The organism is Pseudomonas sp. CFBP2511, assembly GCF_030209255.1.
Lineage (GTDB): Bacteria > Pseudomonadota > Gammaproteobacteria > Pseudomonadales > Pseudomonadaceae > Aquipseudomonas > Aquipseudomonas avellanae.
In genome coordinates, this window is record NZ_JARVSI010000015.1 from 299,810 (window position 1) to 322,683 (window position 22,874).

Sequence of the window (22,874 nt, forward strand, 5' to 3'; positions counted from 1 at the left end):
GCCATCCTGAGCGCGGCACGAGTACTTGTCTGGATGGAGTCTTACCATGTACACATCGACCAGAAAAGCCTCGACTGCTCGCGGTACGCCACCTCAAGCTTTCGACCCTGCCCTGCTGGGCGAGGACATCGCCAGGCAACTGCGTCTGTCCCCGGAGCAACTGGCGGATGACGCCAACCTGTTGACGCTGGGCATGGACTCGATGCACCTGATGGCCTGGCTCAACCGGTTTCGCCGTCTGGGTTTCAAAGTGACCCTCAGCGACCTCTATGACCAGCCGACACTGCAGGGCTGGCAGCAACTGCTGAGCAGCGCGCCCGTTAAAGTCAACAGCGCCGAGGTCGCCAGCAACGACGAGCCGCTTGCGCTCATGAGCGACGGCCAGCCGTTCGCCCTGACCAGTGTGCAGCATGCTTATCTGGTGGGGCGTTCCAGTGAACAGCCGCTGGGTGGCGTGGGTTGTCATCTTTATCAGGAATTCGACGGTCGCGGCCTGACACCACAGGTGCTGGAAGCCGCCATCTATCGGTTGATCGAACGGCATCCGATGCTCAAGACGCGCTTTCTGGCCGACGGCCGTCAACAGTGGCAAGCGCATTCGACCTGGCCGGGCCTCAAGGTTCATGACCTGCGCGATAGCGATGACACGCTTCGCCAGCAGCGCCTGGGGGACCTGCGCGAACAGCTGGGCCATCGTCGCCTTGACGTCGAAAACGGCGAAACCTTCGACTTCCAGCTGTGCCTCTTGCCCGACGGTGGAAACCGGCTGTTGGTCAACATTGATCTGCTGGTTGCCGACGCAGCCAGCTTCAATCAGTTGTTCGAAGAACTGATCGCGTTGATCGAAGACCGGCCGTTGCCGCCGTCGCCTGTCGATTACGATTTCTGCAGTTACCTGACGCAGGTAAGGCGCAATGATCAGGCCCGCGTCGAGAAGGCCAAAGCCTGGTGGCTGGCACGTCTGGACGACCTGCCACTGGCACCGATTCTGCCGCTGGCGCAAGACCCTGAGCGCATCGCGCAGGTTCGCATCAGCCGCCGTCGCGGACAACTGGACGCAGCGCAATGGCAGGCATTCAAGGACCACGCCGGAACCGCTGGCGTTACGCCGACCATGGCGCTGGCCACGCTGTTCAGTGCAGTGCTGGGTCGCTGGAGCGGGCAACAGTCGCTGTTGCTCAACCTCACCCTGTTTGACCGCCAGCCGCTGAACCCGGCAGTCGCCAGTATGATCGCCGATTTCACCAATATTCTCGCGTTGCCAGTGAGCTGCTGCGGGCAAGCCTTCGCAGAGCTGGCGCAAGCCAATCAGCAGTCGTTTGCCGAAGTTCACGAACACAGTGCGTGGTCGGGGGTCGAGGTGCTGCGCGAATTGAAGAAACGCCAGCGCCACCCGCACGGTGCGCCGCTGGTGTTCACCAGCAATCTGGGCCGCCCGCTGTTTGGCGAAGCCGCAGAGAACACGCTGGGCGCACCCGGCTGGGGCATTTCCCAGACGCCGCAGGTGTGGATCGACCACCTGGCGTTCGAGCATCAGGGGCAGGTCTATCTGCAGTGGGACAGCAATAACCAGTTGTTCCCCGAGGGGCTGACCGACACCTTGTTCGACGTCTATTTCGAACACGTGCTGGCGCTGGTCGCAGACCCCGCGCACTGGTCACACCCCTTGCCCGACCTGATGCCTTCCGCCCAGCGAGCCGTCCGCGAACAGGTCAATGCCACCGCCCAGGCCATTCCTGACGGGCTGCTGCACGACGCCGTTTTCCTCCAGGCCGAACGCACCCCGCAAGCCACCGCACTGATTCAGGACCAGCGCCGTCTGAGCTTCGCCCAACTGGCCGATCAGGCCAGTCGCCTGGCCGGCTGCCTGCAAGCCCTGGGTGTCACCGCGGGCGACACCGTGGCGGTCAGCATGACCAAGGACATCGGCCAGATTGTCAGTGTGCTGGGCATTCTCAAGGCTGGTGCGATCTATGTGCCCGTACCGCCGGACCAGCCATTGGCGCGGCGTATCGGCATTTATCAGGGTGCGCAGGTGAAATGCGTGCTGACCAGCGCCGATGAGCCTGAAGAGCACGACATCGGCACGGTCCTGACCTGGCAGCAGGCAATCCTCAGCGAACCGCTTCAGCATCAGGTCCCGGTCAGCGCACAGCAACCGGCCTATATCATCTACACCTCAGGCTCGACCGGTGAACCCAAGGGCGTGGTGATCAGCCATAAAAGCGCCTTGAACACCTGCGTGGACATCAGCCAGCGCCACGCCGTGCGCCCCGAAGATCGTGTGCTGGCGCTGTCGGCGCTGCATTTTGACCTGTCGGTGTATGACATCTTCGGAGTGCTCGGCGCAGGCGCTTCGCTGGTGCTGGTCAACGACCGGCAACGTCGCGACCCGGCGCTGTGGTGCAGGCTGATCGATGAACACGGCATTACCCTGTGGAACAGCGTACCTGCCCTGCTGGACATGTTGCTGACCTACAGCGAAGGCTTTGATCTGCACAGCCCGGCGAGCCTGAGGCTGGTGATGCTGTCCGGGGACTGGATCGGCCTGGACCTGCCGGAGCGCTATCACCAGTACCGCAGTGATGGTCGGTTTGTCTCCATGGGCGGTGCGACGGAAGCGGCCATCTGGTCCAACACCTGCACCGTGAGCCGGGTTGAGCCGCACTGGCGCTCGATCCCCTACGGCACGCCGCTGGCCAACCAGCGTTATCGCGTGGTTGACGAAACAGGACGCGATTGCCCGGACTGGGTCGCCGGCGAGCTGTGGATCGGCGGCGCAGGTGTTGCACACGGCTATTTCAACGATGCCGAACGCAGCGCCCGGCAGTTCGTCGAAGTGGCCGGTGAACGCTGGTATCGCACCGGCGACATGGGCTGTTACTGGCCGGACGGAACGCTGGAATTCCTCGGCCGTCGCGACAAGCAGGTCAAGGTCGGTGGCTACCGCATCGAACTGGGTGAAATCGACGCAGCCTTGAACCGCCTGGAAGGTGTCAAGGCAGCCATCAGCATGGCACCGGGCGAACGGGAAAAAAGCCTGGTGGCTTTTGTCGTGCCGCACGGTTCCAGCCTGTGCAGCCGCGTCGAAGCCGACCCGTGCACACCCGCCAGTTACGCCGACTGGCTGAAGCCTGTCACCGTCGTGACTGACACAGCGGACGGTTTGCTGGCCGATTTCCTGCTTGAGCATCTGGCGTTCAACGGCATACCGTTCAGCCCCTCTCTGACGACCGCACAGGTGTTACAGACCTACGGCAGCGAGGCGCACTGGCACCCGCTTCTGACACGCTGGCTGGAGTGGCTCGCAACACAGGATCGCCTGTACTGCGACGCCGAGGGCGCGTGGCATCTCAATCATTCGAGCACAAAGGCCACGTCGCACGACGTTGCTTGCGATGCACTGACACACGCCCTGCAGGCGCACCACGACGCCCTGCGCGACATACTGTCAGGCAAGCGCAGCCCTCAGACCCTGCTTGAGCATCCGTACTGGGCTCCAGAACAGCTGCTGATGCACGCACCCGGCAGCCGCGAAACGCTCAGTGCACTCGCGACATCGCTGGCGGACCTGAGCAAGCGCTTGCAACGCCCGGTGCGCCTGATCGAAGCCGGTGCCCGCAGCGCTGTCACCGGGGCATTTCTGCTGGGGCGACTTGACGCAGAGCAGTTGCACTACACCGCCCTCGATACGTCACAGGCAATGGTCCTCAAGGCCCGCGAACGCCTCGCAGGTTTTATTCATGGCAGTGCACGCCGCGACACCGACAGCGAGCGCCAGGCGCTTATTCACAGTGCCGACGTGCTGCTGATCAACAATCAGTTGCACCGCCTGGATACACCGCAAGCAGCCTTACAGCAGTGGACGCCACTCTGTGCGCCAGGCGCTGCGGTCTATGTGCTGGAGCTGGCGCAAGCCTCGGCGCTGGCACTGGTCAGCGCCGAGTTGCTCAACGAAGGCCGCAGTGCAGCCGAACAATTGCGTAACAGCGAACACTGGACGGCGCTGCTGATGCAGGCCGGGCTTGGCGCCCCTGAAACGGATCGATCGGGCGCCCTGCAACGCCTGATCCTGCGCGCGCCCGATGTGCTGCAGCGCCCCGACTCTGCCCGGCTTGCCAAAGCGCTGGCCAACGAACTGCCCGGCTACATGATTCCGCAGCGCCTGTATTTTCTCGACGCACTGCCGTTGACCGCCAACGGCAAGATCGATCATCAGGCACTGATGCAGCGGTGCAAACCTGCCGCCACACAAGCCGACCAATGCCTGCCCCCTGAAAACGTCCGCGAACAGGTTCTCGCACAGCTCTGGCAGGAGTTGCTGCAAAGCGGCGCAGTGCACCGCCACAGCCAGTTCTTCCAGCTTGGCGGCGACAGCCTGCTGGCAACCCGCCTGATCGGCGAACTGGCCGGACGTGGCTATCACGCCCGGCTCGACGACCTTTTCAACTTCCCGAGCCTGCACGCCTTCGCGGCGACGCTGGTGGAGCACAATGCTCCGGCAACCGTGCGGCTTGAACACGACCCGGCGGGTCGTTATCAGCCCTTTGCCCTGAGTGAAGTGCAGCAGGCTTATCTGGTCGGGCGTCAGCCAGGATTCGTACTGAGCGGCGTGGGCGCGCATTTCTTTGTCGAGTTCAGCGTCGAACGACTTAATGTCCAGTTGTTTCAAAACGCCTGGCAGCGCCTCATCGAACGTCACGACATTCTGCGTGCTGTGGTCCGTGACGGCATGCTGCAGGTCCTGAAACAGGTCCAGGCCTTCATTCCCCGGCGGCATCGGGTGGCCACGCTGGAGGGCAGCGAAGCCCATGCACTGCGCGAACGGCTTTCCCATCAGGTGCTCGATGCCGGGCAATGGCCACTGTTCGATGCGCAGATCGTCGAAGATGGCAGCCCGCACAGCCGCATTTTCGTCAGCCTCGACAACCTGCTGCTCGACGGCATGAGCATGCAAATACTGTTGGCCGAACTTGAGACGCTGTACCTGCACCCCGAACAGACGCTGGAACCGATCGCTATCGGCTTTCGCGACTACCAGTGCCTGCGCGCCAGCCAGCCGCCCTCGCCCGGCGCTCGGGCGTACTGGCAGCGGCGTATCGACAACCTGCCGCCAGCACCGCGCCTGCCACTGCGCTGCGCCCCAGCCGACGTCGGCATACCACACTTTGTGCGCCTGGCCGAGCGTCTGCCCGCAGACAGTTGGGAGCGTTTGAAAGCCCAGGCCAATCAGCGCCAGTTGACGCCCTCAGGGCTACTGCTCAGCGCTTTTTCCGCCGTGCTGTCGGCCTGGAGCAGCGCGCCGGAGCTGACCCTCAACCTGACCTTGTTTGACCGTCAGCCGCTGCACACGCATATCGACCGGGTGCTGGGCGATTTCACCTCGCTGCTGCTGCTGGCCTGGCACCCCACCGCTGACTGGCTTGGCAGTGCGCAAAATCTACAGCAGCGGCTATGGCGCGATCTGGCCCAGCGCGATCACTCGGCGATCCGGGTCATGCGTGAACTGGCCAGCCGCCATGGCCTGGCTGCCGCGCAGATGCCGGTGGTCTTCACCAGTGCGCTGGGGTTCGACAAGGGCCGCTTCATGGCCCAATCGTCATGGCTCAAACCGGTCTGGGGCATCTCGCAGACGCCGCAGGTCTGGCTGGATCATCAGGTGTATGAGTCCGAAGGCGACCTGTGCCTTAACTGGGACGCGGTCGAGGCGCTGTTCGATCCCGACGTGTTGCGCGCCATGTTCGACCAGTACGTCAGCCTGCTGGAACGGCTGGCCGAAGACCCGCAGGCTTGGGGATTGTCCCTGGCGCAACTGGTTCCCCACGGACATCCTGGCGCTGACGTGGCTCCGTTGCCTCGCCCGCAACCGCTGCCATTACCACTGCCGCACGAGCCCGAACAACAGACCGATGAACAGCTCGTCGACCAGATCCGGCATGCCTTTCATGAGGTGGTCGGCCTGAAACTGCAGGACTGTCGGCAGAACTTCTTCGACGCAGGCGCCAGTTCGTTGAAACTGGTGCAGTTGCACGTGAAGCTGACCCAGCAGGGCCATCGGCAGTTGCAGGCCACTGACCTGTTCGGCTACCCGAATGCCCGCGCACTGGCGCGGCACTTGAGCCAGACGCAACCGGCAAACGACACGCGGGACCAACCCCGACAGGCGCAACTGACGCAAAGAAACGCCAGAAGATTACGGCGCAACGGAGGTGGCTCATGAGCCGCTACCTGCCTTATTGGTGTTACTACCTGCATCAGGGCATGCTCACCGCGCTTATTTTGCAGGGCGTGGTCGGTTATTTCCGCCATCAAGGGCTGGATCTGGCCAGCCTCAGCCTGCTGTCGCTGACATTCCTGCCCTGGATAGGCAAGTTTCTCTGGGCACCCTGGTGCGAGCGCCACAGCCTTAGACTGCGCGGCAATCACTACCTGGGCAGCCTGGTGCTGCTGCAACTGTGCATGGCGCTGACGCTGCTGGCGATCGGCTTTCTTGCCCCGGAGCACTCGCTCTATCCGATCATGGCCGGGCTGATGCTGCTGGCGCTGTTATCCGCCAGCCATGACATCTATGCCGATGGCATCACGATCACCACCTGCGACGCCGACAGCCGTCCGTTCGCCAACACCGCACAAGTGGGTGGCAGCTACCTGGGGATCGTGTTCGGCTCGCTGGTGTTCCTGTTTCTGGCCGAGCACTGGGGCTGGCGCACCGGTTTCATCGGTATGGCGACAGTCTCGTTGCTACTGCTGCTGCCGGTCGGGTTGCTGCCGGCCAGCAACAGCATCGACGAACCGGCAGTCAAGCCAAAGCTGGACCGCAGCAGCTTTACCGCGTTGTGGCCCGCCCTGTGCCTGACCGCCATTTACTACCTCGCCATGCGCGGCCTGATGGCCATACAAACCGTGCTGTTGATGGACAACGGGATGAGCCTTGCCCAACTGGGTCTGGCTTCGACGCTGTACAGCACGGTGGCCAGTGCCATCGGCGTGCTGCTCGGCGGCTGGATGGCCAGACGCTTCGGTGCCTGGCGCTGCCTGCTGCCGGCCATGCTGCTGCACGCGCTCATCGCCCTGGCGGCCGCGCTGGGCGCACGCGTCTATGAACTTACCGCGTGGCTGGTGGTGTTCAGCCTGGTCAACATCGCCGCCGCGATCGGCTTCGTCACTCTTTACAACCTACTGATGGGCGTGGTCCGCCCGCACCAGCCCGCCTCGGATTACGCCTTGCTGCAATCGGTCGATGCCGCCATTGCCATGCTGGCGTCGATAGCCGCCCTGCAATCGGCCCACTACCTGGGCTACCCGCCACTGCTCGCGGTACTGGCGAGCATTGCCTTTATCTGTCTGTGGCCCGCGTGGCGCCTGTGTCGCCATCTTGAGCGCGCCACGCCCGCCAGCCCGTCTTTCACGCCTGCCCACGAGGTCATCCATGCCCACCTTTGAACACACCTACGGCGCCAGCGAGCCCATTGCGGTCATCGGCCTGGCCTGCAGCTTCCCCGGTGCCCGCGACAGCACCGAGTATTGGCAAAACCTGCTGGCCGGTCGCGAGTGCAGCCGTCACTTCAGCCGTGAAGAACTGCTCGCCGCAGGGCTGTCAGCGGAGCTGATCGACAACCCGGACTTCGTCAATGTGGCAGCAATCATCGACGATCCTGACCGCTTTGACGCGGCTCTGTTCGGTTACTCGCGTCAGGAAGCCGAATCCATCGACCCGCAGCAGCGGCTGTTCCTGCAGACCGTCTGGCACGCGCTGGAACACGCCGGTTTCGCGCCTCGCGACGTGGTGCACAAAACCGGCGTGTTCGCCTCGGGGCGCATGAGCACTTATCCGGGACGAGACGCTATTCGCGTCACCGAAGTGGCGCAGGTCAAGGGCCTGCAGGCGCTGATGGGCAACGACAAGGATTACCTGGCCAGCCGCGCCGCCTACAAACTCAACCTGCGCGGCCCGGCCATGAGCGTGCAGACCGCCTGCTCAAGTTCGCTGGTGGCGGTGCATATGGCCTGCGAAAGCCTGCGCAGTGGCGAGTGCGAAATGGCCGTGGCAGGCGGCGTGGCGGTGTCGTTTCCGCAGCAGGCCGGTTACCTGTACCAGCCGGGGATGATTTTCTCACCCGACGGTCGCTGCCGCCCGTTTGACGCCAGTGCCCAGGGCACCTTTGCCGGTAACGGCGTCGGTGCCGTGACCCTGCGTCGCCTGGAGGACGCTTTGCGCGACGGCGACCCGGTATTGGCCGTGTTGCGCGGCAGCGCGATCAATAACGACGGTCATCACAAGGTCGGCTACACAGCGCCCTCGGTGATCGGTCAGCGTGAAGTCATCCAGGATGCCCTGCTGCTGGCCGACATCGATTGCACCAGCATCGGCATGCTCGAAGCGCATGGCACCGGCACGCCATTGGGCGACCCCATCGAGGTTCAGGCACTGCGCGATGCCTTCGCGCACCGCACGGACATCGGTGGCTGCGCGCTGGGCTCGGTGAAGGGCAACCTCGGCCACCTGGACACCGCCGCAGGCATCGCCAGCCTGATCAAGACCGTTCTGGCGGTCAGCCACGGGCGCATTCCGCCCAGCATCAATGTCGAGCGGATCAACCCGGCGCTGCAACTGGAACAGAGCCCGTTTTACGTTCCGACCCAGGACCGTTCATGGCCGGCCGGACCACGCCGCGCCGGTGTGTCGTCATTCGGCATTGGTGGCACCAACTGCCACGTGATTGTCGAAGCGCTGCCCGACGCATTGCGCACCTCAGGCCCGGTCGCGCAGGCCAGTGCCCTGCTACTCAGTGCTGCCAGCCAGCACTCGTTGCGCCAACTGGCGGGCCTTTACGCCGAACGCCTGCACGCGACGGACCCTGCCGCCGACCTCGCACACACCGCGTTACAGGCCCGGCAACTGGACCTGCCGTTTCGTCTGGCGGTGCCGTTGCACGAAGAAACCGCCCCGGCGCTGCAGGCGTTTGCCCAAGGCGGCAGCGATGCCTTGCTGTATCAGGGACAGGCAAGCCAGGGCGCGCAGCTATGGCTATGCAGCGGACAAGGCAGCCAGTGGGCCGGAATGGGCAAAAGCCTCTACGGTCAGTCGAAGGCCTTCAGCGAAAGTCTGGACCGCAGCTTTGCAGCCTGTGCCGCGCACCTGCAACCCTCGTTGCAATCGGTCATGTTCGGCGACCATGCAGAGCTGATCGACCGCATGGATTACGCGCAGCCGGCCATCGTCGCCTTTGAAGTGGCGATGGCGGCTCACTGGCGCGAAGCGGGCCTGAGCCCGGACCTGTTGATCGGCCATTCGGTGGGTGAATTCGCTGCCGTGGTCATCGCCGGGATCTATCGACTGGAAGACATTCTGCCGCTGGTGATCATCCGCGGCCGGCTGATGAATCAGTGCGCAGCGCAAGGCTCGATGCTCGCGGTGTTCTGCGACGCGGCAACGCTGCAGCCTCTGGCGCTTGAACACGGCGTGGAAATCGCCGTGCATAACGCAGCGCAGCATCTGGTGGCCTCCGGTGAACGCCACGCCATCCACGCACTGGCGCAAACGCTGCAACAGCGAAACCTGCGGCATAACCACCTGAGCGTGGCCGGCGCGGCGCACTCGCGCTTGCTGGACCCGATTCTCGATGAATTCCAGCAAGCCAGTGCAGCTATGCGCCCGGCCCCGGCGAAAATACCGCTGATCTCGACCCTGACTGGCCAACCGCTGAGCCATGCCGAGCTTGAGCGCGGCGATTACTGGCGCAGGCACCTGCGTGAACCGGTGCGCTATCACCAGGCACTGATTCACGCCTTGCAAACCGGCGTGACGATCGCGCTGGAACTGGGTGCCGATGCACCATTGACCGGCATCGGCACGCGCCTGGAACACGCCGGCGTGCACTGGATCGCCAGTGCACGCCGCCATAAACCGGCTACCACCGTCTTGCAGGACAGCCTGCTGCGCCTGTTCGCCGCCGGCGCCGCCTTGCCTTGGCGCACCCTGTTACCCTCGGTCGGCAAGCGCATCCATGCCCCGCTGTATGTTTTCGACGAGCAGCGCTACTGGTGCGATGCGTCACAGCAGCCGAGCACGCAAGCACAGGACCTGTTGCTGGAGGCCGGTCGCAAGGTCGTGTTGCAGGAAGGCGGCAATCTGGACCTGCCACGTCTGGAGCGCCTGTATCACTGCGTGACCCAACTGCATGCCATCTACGTTGACCAGATGGTTCGTCAGTGTGTGCACGAGAGCATCGATCAGGGTGCCGAGCCGCTGAGTATCCTGCGTGGGGGCCGGTTGCTGCCGCGCCATCGGCAACTGCTTGTGCGCCTGCTCAATGCCTGTGTCGAAGATGGCTATTACACCCTTGAACACGGCCGTTACCGCAGCGCCCGGCCCATACCCTATGAACAACGCCCGGCATTGCTGGTTGAGCTGCGCAGTTGCTGTGAAGGGCTGGACGTGATCGCTGACACCGTCGAGCGGGCGGGAGAGCAACTCTTCGCCATGATGAGCGGTGCGGTGGAGCCGGTGTCGGTGATCTTCCCGCAAAGCACCTCCAGCGGTGTTGAAGTGCTGTATCAGCAATTCAGCTTCGGCCGCTATTTCAATCAGATCGCAGCAGGTGTGATCACCGGTCTGATCCAGGCACATCAGCACTCCGGACACGGGCCGCTGCGCATTCTGGAAGTCGGGGGCGGCACCGGTGGCACCACCGCGTGGCTGCTCCCGGAACTGCGCAACGTCGCCAATGTGCGTTATTGCTTCACGGACATTTCCGCGCTGTTCAGCCGCCGCGCTGAAGAAAAGTTCAGCGAGTACGATTTTGTCGAGTATGCCCAGTTCGACCTGCAAAAACCTGCCGGCGAGCAGGGTTTCCAGGCCGGGCACTACGACCTGATTGTGGCAGCCAACGTGATCCACGCCACCCAGCATGTCGGCCAGACCCTGCACAACCTGCGCCCGTTGCTCAAGCCGGGCGGCGCGCTATTGATGCGCGAGATTACCCGTCCGATGCGCCTGTTCGATTTTGTCTTCGGCCCGTTGGTATTGCCGCTGCATGACGAGCAAGCGCGCGGCGGCGAACTGTTCCTGTCCACCGCACACTGGCAGCAACAATGCCTGGAAAGCGGCTTTGAACGCCTCGACTGGCTGCCCGACGATGGCAGTGCCACCGCCGGTATCAGCGAACACATCCTGCTGGCACGCACCCAGGCCGCCAACGTTGCGCCAGCCCTGCTCACTGCCGGGCACGACAGCGGCAGCGCGGTGCTGGGCAGGCAACTGGGCGAACACCTTTACCAGCCCGACTGGACAGATTGCGCAGGCCAGCCGCAACGCTGGAAGACACGCTTGCAGGAAGCCTGCGAACAACTGGCCGCACGCCACGGCGATGCTCGCCGCCCTCCCGTATTTAGCCGCGTTGTGCCGTTACCCGAAACCCTGACCGGCCTGGCGCTGCACTGGAGTGCCGAGCCATTTGGAGTGGCCAGCGTCGAGCTCAAGCAGTGCAATGATCATGGACAATGGCAGCGGCTCGGCAGTGCCGACAACCGTTCCGAGCGCCTCACCACGCTGCCCGCCGCCAACACTGCATCCGGCACCCATTACGTCTGGCAATGGGCGCCAGTGAATGCGCAGGATACCCCGTTGGCAAGGCTGCGCGTCGAGCCGGCCAGCGTCCGGGCGGCATTGGCCGCCGTTGGCGTGGCCCATGACCCAGAGGCTTCGGCGTGCCTGCTGATTGTACAAGGCGGCTCGCTGGCGGAGGTCGCCAGCCAGGTGCTCGATGCAGTGAAGACGGACACCGGGCAACCTCTGCTGGTGGTCACCCGCAACGCGTGGTCACTGGCTGCCGATCACACGGTAAATCCCGAGCAACGCGCACTGTGGGGCTTGCTGCGGGTTGCCTGCGCCGAACAACCAGAGCGCGCACTGGCTGTCATTGACCTGGATAGCAGCAAGCTCAACGGTAGCGATGACTGGCAGGCGCTGCTGCCGGGCTTGAAGGCGGCGCAAAGCGGTGAGCGCTGGATTGCCGTGCGTGACGGCGTCGCACAGGTGCAGACGCTGAGCGTGCAGCTTCATCAGGGCGCCAGCCTGCCGGCACAAAGCTTCAAGGACACCGGCTGGCACATCGTGACCGGCGCATTCGGCGGCCTGGGTCGCCTGAGCAGCCATTGGCTGGCCGATCAGGGGGCGTCGCGCATCGCCCTGTTCGCGCCGCGCTGCCCGCATGACGGCGAGCAATGGATCGACACCCTGCAACAGCATTACGGCTGTGAAATACGCTGGATGGCCTGTGATATCAGTGATCAGGCTGCGCTGGCGGCCTGCATCGACGCGTTGCGGGCCGAGGGCGGCCTGAGCGGCGCGATCCACAGCGCCGGCTTGCTGGACGACACGCCGCTGAGCAACCTCGACGCCGCGCGCATGCAGCCACTGCTGCAGGTCAAATGCTCGGCAGCCCGCCAACTGCACACGGCGCTGGCGGATCAAGGACGCTACCTGCTGCTGTACTCCTCGGCTGCCGCCAGCCTCGGCGCAGCGGGCCAGGGGGCTCATGCGCTGGCCAGTGCCTACCTGGACGGGCTGGCCGAATCGCAAACCGACACCCGCCTGCACACGGTCAGTATCGCGTGGGGCGCCTGGGGCGAAACCGGACGTGCCGCCGAGGATCAACTGCATGCGCGACTGGCACTGGGCGGCATGGGTACGCTGGCAACCGGCGAAGGCTTGTGGCACCTGGAACAGGCAGTCATGCGCAATTCGCCGTGGCGTCTGGCGATGCGTATAGACCCTGAGCGCATCGATCCGCGCCGGCGTCTGCTGACCCGGCACATCGAGCAACCCGCGACGCGCGCGCCGGTGAAAAGCACCCGCCACAGCGATGCGCTCCCGACACCGACCCTGACCGGTGATCCGCAGGCAGATCAACACGCGCTCAGCCAGTGGTTGAGCGCATCGATCTGCCGTCAGTTGCGCCTGAGCCCTGACGCTGCACCTGCGCACAACCAGGACCTGATGCAACTGGGCCTCGACTCGTTACTGTTCCTTGAACTGAGCAGCGACATCCAGCGCCAATTGGGCGTTCGTCTGGACGCCGAACAGGCCTACCGTGACCTGAGCATTCGTGGCCTGAGCGCACTGTTGCTGTCCAGCACCGAAAGAGCGCCGCTTGCAGCCCGTGACAATTTCATCGTGCCGCAACCCGATAGCCGCTTCGAGCCTTTCCCGCTGACACCAATCCAGCACGCTTACTGGCTGGGCCGCACCGACCTGATCGATTACGGCGGCGTGGCCTGCCATGTGCTGTTTGAATGGGACAAGGCTTACGCAGACTTCGACCTGACCCGCTTCGAGCAGGCCTGGAACGCGCTGATCGCCCGTCATGACATGCTGCGCATGGTCATCGACAGTGACGGCCGCCAGCGCATTCTGCAAAACACGCCCTGGTATCGCCTGCCACGCAACGACCTGCGCGAGTTGCCTGCCGAACAACAGCAGCAACGCCTGCTGGACATTCGTGAAGACATGTCCTATCGCGTATTGCCCACCGACTGCTGGCCGCTGTTCGAAGTCACCGTCAGCGAACTCGACGCCGGTCATTGCCGCCTGCACATGAACCTCGACCTGCTGCTGTTCGACGTGCAGAGCTTCAAGGTGATGATGGACGATCTGGCCAGCGCCTACGCCGGCCAGACACTCAAGCCGCTGGAACTGACCTTCCGCGACTACGTGATGGCTGACCTGGCGCAGCGCGACAGCCTGCAATGGCGACAAGCCTGGCGCTACTGGCAGGACACGCTGGAACAATTGCCTGGCGCCCCGCAGTTGCCGCTCGCGGACAGCCCGCCCAAGGGCCAGCCACGTTTCCGCACCGTTCAGGGCAAGCTCGACGCGGCGCAATGGAACCGTTTCAAGGCGCACTGTCAGCACGTGGGTGTGACGGCCTCTGCCGCGCTGCTGGCGTTGTTCGCGCAGACACTGGAAAGCGTCAGCCGTACGCCGGAATTCACCCTGAACCTGACCTACTTCAACCGTCGCCCCCTGCACCCGCAGGTTCAGCAACTGATCGGTGACTTCACGTCAGTGTTGTTGATTGATTTCCAGCTGGGGCGTGGTGACAGCCCAGGCCAGGTCATGGCCAACACGCAGGCCAGGCTCTGGCAGCGTCTGGCACACACTGCCGTGAACGGCGTGGAATTGATGCGTGAACTCGGCCGCCGTCAGGGACAGACGCGTCAACCGGCCATGCCGGTGGTGTTCACAAGCATGCTCGGCATGTCGCTGGACGGCAAAGCCATCGACCAGGCCATGACCTCAACCCTCGGCGACCCGGTGCACGTCTTCACTCAGACGCCGCAAGTCTGGCTGGACCATCAAGTGATGGAAATCGACGGCGAGCTGGTGTTCAGTTGGTATTGCATGGAAGACGTACTCGCCGACGGCCTGATCGACAGCCTGTTTCAGAGCTACTGCGACCTGTTACAAACGCTGGCCGACCAACCACAGGGCTTCGACAGTCTGCCCGAGTTGCCGCGCCATGACTGGTCGGTGAACCTGGACGGCGAGCGTTTCGACCCGCAGCGGCTCGAGGCGCAGTTGCGTCGTGAGCCGGGCGTGCAGAGCGCGCGCGTCAGCGTGGATCGCGAAGGTCGCACGCTGCTTGGCGAGTTGGTCAGCCAGTCACCGAGTGCGGTCGATGAAGCGTTGCGCGCCCCGCTGCCGCTGCCGCTGAGCGAGTTGCCGCAACTGAGCGACATGCAACGCCAGGAAGTTGACCTGACCTGGCAGGCACTGGAAAGCCGCGCTCGTGAAGGCATTCTGAGCACCCTGCAAAAACACGGGCTGTTCAGCGGCGCCGGACAGCGTCACGACCTGGCACAGGTGATGACCCGATTGGGCGCGCAGCCGCAATTTGCGGGCTTGTTGCGCCAGTGGCTGGCAATGCTCTGCCAGCAAGGCTGCTTGCAACAGGACGGCCAGCACTATCAGGCCCTGCCCGCGCAGGCGCTTCAAGCCGCTGGCCAGTTGCTCCCCGACGCCGAGTGGAGCCAGACGCTCGGCACGTACCTGGACGCCTGTATCGAACAGCACGCAGAACTGCTGCGCGGTGATTGTTCGCCGTTGAGCCTGTTGTTCGGTCACAGCGATGCCGTCGTTCAGGCCCTCTACAGCAATAACCCTGTGCTGCACTGCCTGAACAGCGCACTGGCGCAAACTGCCAAAGCGCTGGCGGGCACACGTCGCGATCTGCGGGTGCTGGAAGTCGGTGCTGGCACCGGTGCGACAACCCGGCACCTGTTGCCGATGCTTGAAGAACACTTGAGCGAGTACCGCTTCACTGATGTGTCCAATCTGTTTCTCACCCAGGCCCAGGAGCATTTCGCTGCCTGGCCACAACTGAACTGCTCGATGCTCGACGTCAACCAGCCGGTGGATTTCAGTCAGCACCCGGCACAAGGCTACGACCTGGTCGTGGCGGTCAACGTGATGCACGACGCCGCGCATGTCACACGCTCGCTCAAGCGTCTGCACCGCCTGCTACGCAGCGGCGGGCATTTGCTGTTGCTGGAAGCCACCGAACGCGACAGCGCGCTGCAACTGGCGAGCATCGGCTTTATCGAAGGGCTGAGCAACTTTGAAGACGAGCGCAGTGAAGACGACAAGGCCATGCTCGATCTGCCGCGCTGGCGCACTGCCGTGCAGGCATCGGGGTTCAGTTGGGTCATGAACTGGCCACAGCAGGCCGACGACAGCATGCGTCAGCACTTCATGCTCGCCAGAGCCGAAGGCATCAGCCATCTGGACCTGGCGGCCGTGGCCGATCACCTGGAGCCACACCCTGCACGATGGCCACTGGCATTGCGTCAGGTGGAACAAGTGGTTACAGCGCCTGCGGCCAGACAAACCCCGCAACAGACCCGCGACTCGGGGCCGCGCCGGGAGGCCGATCCGGCATTGCTGAAGGCCGTTTCGCAGCTCTGGCAGGAGCTGCTCGGCCAACCTATCGAAGCCGACAGCGACTTCTTCCTCAGCGGCGGCGACAGCCTGATCGCCACGCGCATGATCGCCCGCCTCAACCGCATGGGGCATTCCGGCAGCAGCCTGCGCAACCTGTTCGACAACCCACGGCTGAGTGATTTCTGCGCCACCCTGCTCGACCACAGCGTGCAGACCGATGACAATCCGCTGGCGCTGGCCAGAGGGCGTAACACGCTGTCGCTGTTTGTGTTCCATGCCTCGGATGGCGAGGTCAGCACTTATCTGCCGCTGGCCCGGGCCCTAGACATGCAGGTGTTCGGGCTACAAGCGACGAATGCGCTGGGCAGCGCTTCGCTCAAGGCGCTGGCCGCCCAGTACCTGCAGGCCATTCGTCGTCAGCAGGCCAACGGGCCTTACGTGCTGCTTGGCTGGTCGTACGGCACCTTCGTCGCCGAAGAAACCGCGCGTCTGCTGCTGCGCCAGGGTGAGCAGGTACGACTGATTCTTCTTGATCCGGTGTGCCGCGCAGACTTGCGCTTCGATGATCGCCCAGGCTTGTTGCGCCTGATGGCCGAGGGCGCAAAAAGCATCGCCCTGCCTGACGACCTCGAACAATTGCCGGCCGCCGAGCAATTGAACGTGTTCATGAACAACGCCACGCAGGCCGGCGTGCTGAAAAACCCGCCGCAAGCGCAGCAGGCCGAACAGTGGCTGCAGCGCATCGAGCACCTGATGACGCTGCTGGCGCAACACTCGCAACCACGACAACTGGACCTGCCCTGCCTGTGGCTGAGCGCCGAAGGCCGCCCGCAGCACTGGCTGCCCGCCGAGCAGGACTGGCAGGAATGGGCCGCTACGGCGCGCCGCGAATCGATGCCGTGCGATCACTGGCAACTGCTGCTCGACGCAGATCAGGTTCAGCGTACTGCCGCGTCGATCCGCGCCTGGCTGGCCGCCACCCATAAGGAGAGTCATCCATGAAAAGGCCATTGAAGGTGCTTGTTGTCGGGGCCAAGTTCGGGGAGCTGTACCTCAACAGTTTTCTGCTCGAACAGCCCGGTTTGCAGCTGGCCGGGCTGCTGGCCAACGGTAGCCCGCGCGCCAGAGCGCTGGCCAACGCGTTCGGCATCGCGCTGTATACCGATATCGAGCAACTGCCGGACGACCTGGACATTGCCTGCGTGGTGGTGCGCTCGGCGGTGGTCGGCGGGGCCGGTGGGCAATTGACCGAGCGCCTGCTGCAACGCGGGCTGCATGTCATTCAAGAGCACCCGGTGCACCCGGATGAAATCGTTCGGCATCAGCAACTGGCCACCCGGATGGGCTGCCAGTACATCGTCAACAGCTTCTACCCGCACACCGAGGCGGGCCGCTGCTGGGCCGGCACGGCGCAACGCATCTCGCGGCTGCTGGAGGGCCGCAAGCCCAACCTGGCACAGTTGACTACCAGTCGCCAGCTGCTCTACTCGGGCCTGGACCTGCTGTTTCAGGCGCTCGGCTGCGACCTGGCCAGGCAAGTCAGCGTCAGCCTGCTTGACGGCGACGATGACTTTCATACCCTGTCGCTGAACCTGCCGGACAGCCGCGTACTGCTGCGCCTGCAACGCTGGATGGCGGCCGACGATCCGGACCTGCACAGCCTGGTCATGCACCAGCTCAATCTGGCCTGGCCCAGTGGCTACCTTTCGCTGGACGCCACTTACGGCCCGGTCAACTGGACACCTGCGCTGCACGCCGAGGCCCATGACGACGATCGTCAGACCCTCTACACCAGCAACGCCGACTATCTGCAGCACGCAACCGCGATGCCGTTGCACCCGGCAGCCAGTCACTGGCGTAGTGCCCATGAAATCGAAGGGCCTGCCGGTGTCGGCTGGCTGCTGCAACAACTGCTGGCTGTCCTGCAAGGCCGGCCCCGCGCCGACGGCCTGCAGGCTGATTATCAGTTGGCCGTGGCCAGGCTCTGGCAAGACATCCTGCGCTGCGCCGGACCGGCCGAGCAGCGCATGGCCAGCGCGCCGCTTTTCATTGATGCCGCGCAACTGCGGGCGGAGGGTTGATCGCATGGATGTGGGTATGGATGCAGGTATGTTGCGCCCTTTTCTGCGCGCCGATCAGTGCCAGCCGCATGTGCTGCTGTGCCCGTTTGCCGGGGCCAGCGGTGGCGCCTTTCATCACTGGCGCGAGCTCGACGAGCCGGGCCTGAACCTGACGCTGGCGATCTATCCGGGGCGTGACCAGCGCATGCACGAGCCCTGCCTGCGTCAGGTTCAGCCACTCGCCGACAGCCTTGCCGCAGACATTCAGGCCATGCCGGATGCACAACGCCGCCCCCTGATACTGGCCGGGCACAGCATGGGCGCGCAGGTCGCCTTCGAAACCTGTCTGTTGCTGGAACAGGCCGGTACGCCACCCGCAGGGCTGGTGTTATCGGCCTGCCATGCCCCCCACCTGACTGGCAGGCGCCTGCTCAGCCATCTGGATGACCGGCGCTTCATCGAACAACTGGTTGCCATTGGCGGTGTCAGCGACGCCTTGCTGGCGAATCCGGACCTGCTGGCGTTGTTCATGCCCTTGTTGCGGGCCGATTTCCAAGCCACGGAAAGCTATCACCGCCCGCTGCAGGCAGATCGTCAGCGCTTGCAGACACCGACGCTGTTGCTGCACGGCAGTCACGACCCCGAAGCCGATCAGGAGGAAGTCAGCGCCTGGCGGCAATGGCTGTGCGGCGACTGTCGGCAACAGGTCATGGCCGGCGACCACTTCTACCTGACGCAACGCCCCAGAGCCTTCGCTGCACAGGTCCTGAACTTCATCGAACAGAGCATCAGCCCTTTCCATCCGTAACGGGAAACGACCATGCACACCGAACACACGTCTCACGACCCGCTGCACCCCTTCGCCGACCAGACCCTCCCTCAACGCCTGCGTCGCTGGGCGAACCAGTACGGCGCGCACACCGCGCTGGTCGCAGGCGACGTACGCCTGAGCTACGCGCAGCTGGACCAGCGGGTTGATCGCCTGGCCGGGGGCCTTGCAGCGCTGGGCATTACGGCAGGTGACCGGGTCATGCTGCAACTGCCCAACGGTGTCGGCTTTGTCTGCGCATTGTTTGCCGTGATGCGCATCGGCGCGGTACCGGTATTGGCCATGCCCACCCAGCGTGCAGTGGACATTGCAGCGCTGTGCCGGTTGGCCGAACCTGTGGCCTACCTGATCCCCGATCGACTTCGGGACTTCGATTACCGCGGCATGGCAGCCGGCATCGTCGAGCAGCAGCCCTCGCTGGCGCACGTCATCGTCGATGGCGAACCCGGGCGTTTCATCGCCTTGTCGGCGCTGGATGCCCCCTGCCCGACCGATCCGCTGGCCGACCCGCGCGGGCTGGCCTTGCTGCTGCTTTCAGGCGGCACCACCGGCACGCCAAAACTGATCCCGCGCAGCCACGCCGACTACGCCTACAACTTTTCCCACTCGGCCAGGCTCTGTGAACTGGACAGCGATAGCGTGTACCTGGCCGTGTTGCCGACCGCGCACAATTTCACCCTTGCCTGCCCCGGCGTGCTCGGCAGTCTGGCCGCCGGTGCTACGGTGGTAATGGGCGACAGCGCCAGTTGTGATGCGGCCATGCCGTTGATCGAGCGCGAAGGTGTCACCCATGTGGCGCTGGTCCCGCCGCTGGCGCAACTCTGGGCCCAAGGGCGCGACTGGGAGGACAGCGACCTGACCAGCCTGAAGCTGCTGCAAGTCGGCGGCTCGCGACTGGACCCGGCACTGGCAGCCCACCTGCTTGAAGCGCTGGACTGCCGAATACAACAGGTGTTCGGCATGGCCGAGGGCCTGCTGTGCTACACCCGCCCGGACGATCCGCTGGAAGTGGTGCTCAATACGCAGGGCCGTCCATTGTCGCCGTTCGACCAGGTTCGTCTGGTGGACACCGACCTGAATGACGTTGCTCATGGCCAGACCGGCGAACTGCTGACCCGCGGCCCCTACACCATTACCGGGTATTACCGGGCGGCAGATCACACTGCGCGCAGTTTCACCGCCGACGGCTACTACCGCAGCGGCGACCTTGCGCGCTGGACGCCGCAAGGCAACCTGATCGTCGAAGGGCGCATCAAGGAACAGATTCAGCGCAGCGGTGAAAAGATCTCTGCGGCACACATCGAAAATCACCTCACGGCGCTGCCCGACATCGAATCTGCCGTCGTGGTGGCGGTGCCGGATCCGCTGCTGGGCGAACGCATCTGCGCGTTCATTCTGGGCGACCCGCCAACGGGTGCCGGCCAATGCATTCGCGACCAACTGCGTCGGCAGGGGCTGGGTGAAGACAAGCTGCCCGATCAGTTCGAGTGGGTTGCCGCATGGCCGCTGACGGCCGTGGGCAAGATCGACAAACGCCAACTGGCCGCTCTGGCCCAGTGAATCCGGGAGTAACCCATGAATGTTGTGAAGTCTGCACCTGAGTGTGAAAACCTCGGCGACATACGCCAGGGCATCGATGAACTCGACCGGCAGATTGTGCAAATCCTTGCCCGGCGTCTGACCTACGTAAAGGCCGCGACCCGCTTCAAGGCCAGCCAGCAGGCCATTCCGGCACCCGATCGGGTGCGCGCAATGCTCGAAGAGCGACGTCAATGGGCCAACGATGCAGGTTTGCCCGTCGATGAAACAGAGGACTTCTTCAAGGACCTGATCCACTGGTTCATCAACCAGCAGATCACCCATTGGCGAGCGCTGCACCCGGAGGCTCAGCCATGAACCCGCTGCCATCATTCAGCGATCTGCAGGGATGTTTGACGGGAGGCATGATGGAATGCCTGCACAGCGCGCGGGCGCAGGTCAGCACAGCCCGGCCTCGGGTACTGGCCTCGTTCTCCACGCCTTCACCACACGTGGAGCCGTTCGGGTTGTTCACGGCCAATCGCGAGCAGGTCCAACCGGCCTGTCTGTGGCACGTTCAGGCACAAGGGCAATACCGTTTAGGCCTGGGCCTGGCCCATGAATTCAACGCCGGGCCTGCGGACAGTTGGCAAACACTCGAGAACCGCTGGCGGGACATGGCAGCCACTGCGGTGGTTCGCGGCGACCATCGCCCGACGCTGTTCGGCGGTTTTGCCTTCGACCGTCGGCAGCCCAGAACACGCCTGTGGCGCGACTTTCCCGACGCCGCGTTGACGTTGCCGCGCTTTGAACTTCACGAGTCCGATGGCCAGACCCGGTTGATCGTCAATGTGCTGATTGACGAGCACAGCCAGTGCGCCGCACTGGCAGAAGCGCTGGCTGGCGAATGGGCAGAAATTCTCGCCCGGCCTTTGCCTGGCGCACCGGCAAGCGGCGATCAGTTCGTGCGTTTGTCGATGGCACACCTGTGGAAACAGGACGTGTTTCACGCGGTAAACCGGATCAAGCGTGGCGGGCTGGAAAAGGTCGTCCTGGCCCGCTCGCAGAATGTCGCAGCGGCCAGCCCTCTGGAACAGGTCATGCAGCGCTTGATGCACAAGCAGCCCAATGCCTACCTGTTTGCTTTCGCGCGGGGCAGCAGTTGCTTTATGGGTGCATCGCCCGAATGCCTGTTGACCGTGCGCGGTGATCAATTGCACACCATGGCCCTGGCAGGCACCGCACCACGCGGGGCAAACAGCGCTGACGATGCGCGTCTGGGCGAGCAATTGCTGCTGAGCGAGAAAGACAACAGCGAACACGCCATGGTGATCGACTGCATCAGGCATGGCCTGGCTGAGCACTGCCTGACACTGGACATCGCGTGCCGGCCGCGGCTGCACAAACTGCCGCATATCCAGCATCTGTTGACCCCCGTTCAGGCCACCCTCGCTCCGAACGCCAGCCTGCTGGGCATCGCCCAAAGCCTGCACCCGACGCCTGCGGTGGGCGGCCTGCCGCGTAATGAGGCGCTGGACTACATCCGCAGCCATGAACAACTCGACAGAGGCTGGTACGCCGGACCGATCGGCTGGCTTGACGATCAGGGCAACGGCGAGCTCGCTGTCGCCCTGCGCTCGGCATTGCTCAATGGCCATAGGGCCACGCTGTTCGCCGGCTGCGGGCTGGTCAGCGGGTCGGAACCGGAAAGCGAATACCGGGAAAGCGACCTGAAGATGCAGACGATGAGGGAAGCATTGTCGGGAAACGGCCTGCCTGGTTAGAAACAGTGAGCCCGCCTCCAGGCTGATAAGGCGCCTTCACGCACCGCCTCGCGCGCCCTGCATGAACATCTGCAGCAACACGGCATCCATTCCCGTGCGCGCAACGCGGCCCCGGCGTTCTGCATCGACCAGCCCGAACAGCAGGGAAGCGAAGGTTTCGGTCAGTACCGGGGCGCTGATGTCGATACGGAACAGGCCTTCACGCTGGCCGCGCAGAAAAAACGCATCCAGAGCGTCTGAATAGGGCAGCCAGCGCAGGCCACCGCAGCTTTCGTCCATGGTGTCCGGACGCCATTGAAAAACCAGAAATACCAGCATTTCACGATGGGTCAGGTGGTTGTCGATCAGACGTTGCAGCGCCTCAAGCGGTGGCGCGTTCTGCAGATCGGCGTCGGCAATCATTTTGTTCATCAGCTCGGAAGCGTGGATTAGCAGTATCTCGATCAGGTTGGCGCGGGTGCCGCAGAAGCGATTGAGCGTGGCCTTGCTCACCCCCGCCGCTTCGGCGATGTCCTTGAAGGTGCCGGTGGAGTGGTCAACCAGCGCAACGGCCAGCGCTTTAAGGAATTTTTCGTCAGCAGGTACGTCCATCAGGTGCGTCTTTACCTCGTCATAGAGTGCGTGCGGCGCATTGTGCAAAACGCCTGTTTGTTCGCAAAGCATATACACAATTAGTCACGAAAGTCTCATATGAGCCAATATTGACTCAAAGCCGTACAAAAGTGGATCATTCGCGGCTT

General features: G+C 63.8%; 9 protein-coding genes. 8 read left to right on the forward strand and 1 reads right to left on the reverse strand.

Going from position 1 to position 22,874, the window contains the following annotated elements:
- Positions 1 to 46 precede the first annotated feature (46 nt).
- From QRN38_RS13295 to QRN38_RS13330, 8 genes are read left to right on the forward strand one after another with little or no spacing between them, the layout of a single operon-like run.
- Positions 47 to 6,220: a non-ribosomal peptide synthetase gene (locus QRN38_RS13295; RefSeq protein ID WP_057418103.1), complete on the forward strand. Its 6,174-nt coding sequence runs from the start codon at positions 47 to 49 to the stop codon at positions 6,218 to 6,220.
- Positions 6,217 to 7,443, forward strand: coding sequence for an MFS transporter (locus QRN38_RS13300; protein ID WP_057418102.1), 1,227 nt, complete (start codon positions 6,217 to 6,219; stop codon positions 7,441 to 7,443). The genes QRN38_RS13295 and QRN38_RS13300 overlap by 4 nt, the downstream gene beginning before the upstream one ends.
- On the forward strand, positions 7,430 to 16,945 hold the full coding sequence (locus tag QRN38_RS13305) for a type I polyketide synthase (protein ID WP_122223218.1): 9,516 nt from the start codon (positions 7,430 to 7,432) through the stop codon (positions 16,943 to 16,945). The genes QRN38_RS13300 and QRN38_RS13305 overlap by 14 nt, the downstream gene beginning before the upstream one ends.
- Positions 16,942 to 18,024 (forward strand): Gfo/Idh/MocA family oxidoreductase, encoded by a 1,083-nt coding sequence (locus QRN38_RS13310; RefSeq protein WP_057415227.1) that lies wholly within the window; start codon positions 16,942 to 16,944, stop codon positions 18,022 to 18,024. The genes QRN38_RS13305 and QRN38_RS13310 overlap by 4 nt, the downstream gene beginning before the upstream one ends.
- Before the next feature lie 16 nt (positions 18,025 to 18,040).
- Positions 18,041 to 18,811, forward strand: coding sequence for a thioesterase II family protein (locus tag QRN38_RS13315; RefSeq protein ID WP_005762835.1), 771 nt, complete (start codon positions 18,041 to 18,043; stop codon positions 18,809 to 18,811).
- A 12-nt stretch (positions 18,812 to 18,823) separates the two neighbouring features.
- Complete coding sequence (gene ybtE, locus QRN38_RS13320) at positions 18,824 to 20,392, forward strand: yersiniabactin biosynthesis salycil-AMP ligase YbtE (protein ID WP_057418101.1); 1,569 nt, start codon at positions 18,824 to 18,826, stop codon at positions 20,390 to 20,392.
- Positions 20,393 to 20,407: 15 nt separating this feature from the next.
- The gene (locus QRN38_RS13325) at positions 20,408 to 20,728 is read left to right on the forward strand and encodes an isochorismate lyase (RefSeq protein ID WP_005762840.1); all 321 of its coding nucleotides are present in this window, start codon (positions 20,408 to 20,410) and stop codon (positions 20,726 to 20,728) included.
- Positions 20,725 to 22,134 (forward strand): isochorismate synthase, encoded by a 1,410-nt coding sequence (locus QRN38_RS13330; protein WP_057418100.1) that lies wholly within the window; start codon positions 20,725 to 20,727, stop codon positions 22,132 to 22,134. The genes QRN38_RS13325 and QRN38_RS13330 overlap by 4 nt, the downstream gene beginning before the upstream one ends.
- 36 nt (positions 22,135 to 22,170) lie before the next feature.
- On the opposite strand, the gene QRN38_RS13335 is transcribed toward QRN38_RS13330, so the two are convergent.
- Positions 22,171 to 22,725 carry a TetR/AcrR family transcriptional regulator gene (locus tag QRN38_RS13335; RefSeq protein ID WP_024657919.1) on the reverse strand — a complete coding sequence of 185 codons (555 nt, stop codon included), beginning with the start codon at positions 22,723 to 22,725 and terminating at the stop codon, positions 22,171 to 22,173.
- Between the last annotated feature and the right edge of the window lie 149 nt (positions 22,726 to 22,874).

What these genes read in the sequence shown, in the direction of transcription:
- QRN38_RS13315 (WP_005762835.1), top strand. Translation starts at nt 18,041, where the DNA reads ATGGATGCAGGTATGTTGCGCCCTTTTCTGCGCGCCGATCAGTGCCAG.
- ybtE (WP_057418101.1), top strand. Translation starts at nt 18,824, where the DNA reads ATGCACACCGAACACACGTCTCACGACCCGCTGCACCCCTTCGCCGAC.
- QRN38_RS13295 (WP_057418103.1), top strand. Translation starts at nt 47, where the DNA reads ATGTACACATCGACCAGAAAAGCCTCGACTGCTCGCGGTACGCCACCT.
- QRN38_RS13330 (WP_057418100.1), top strand. Translation starts at nt 20,725, where the DNA reads ATGAACCCGCTGCCATCATTCAGCGATCTGCAGGGATGTTTGACGGGA.
- QRN38_RS13335 (WP_024657919.1), bottom strand. Translation starts at nt 22,725, where the DNA reads ATGGACGTACCTGCTGACGAAAAATTCCTTAAAGCGCTGGCCGTTGCG.
- QRN38_RS13310 (WP_057415227.1), top strand. Translation starts at nt 16,942, where the DNA reads ATGAAAAGGCCATTGAAGGTGCTTGTTGTCGGGGCCAAGTTCGGGGAG.
- QRN38_RS13325 (WP_005762840.1), top strand. Translation starts at nt 20,408, where the DNA reads ATGAATGTTGTGAAGTCTGCACCTGAGTGTGAAAACCTCGGCGACATA.
- QRN38_RS13305 (WP_122223218.1), top strand. Translation starts at nt 7,430, where the DNA reads ATGCCCACCTTTGAACACACCTACGGCGCCAGCGAGCCCATTGCGGTC.
- QRN38_RS13300 (WP_057418102.1), top strand. Translation starts at nt 6,217, where the DNA reads ATGAGCCGCTACCTGCCTTATTGGTGTTACTACCTGCATCAGGGCATG.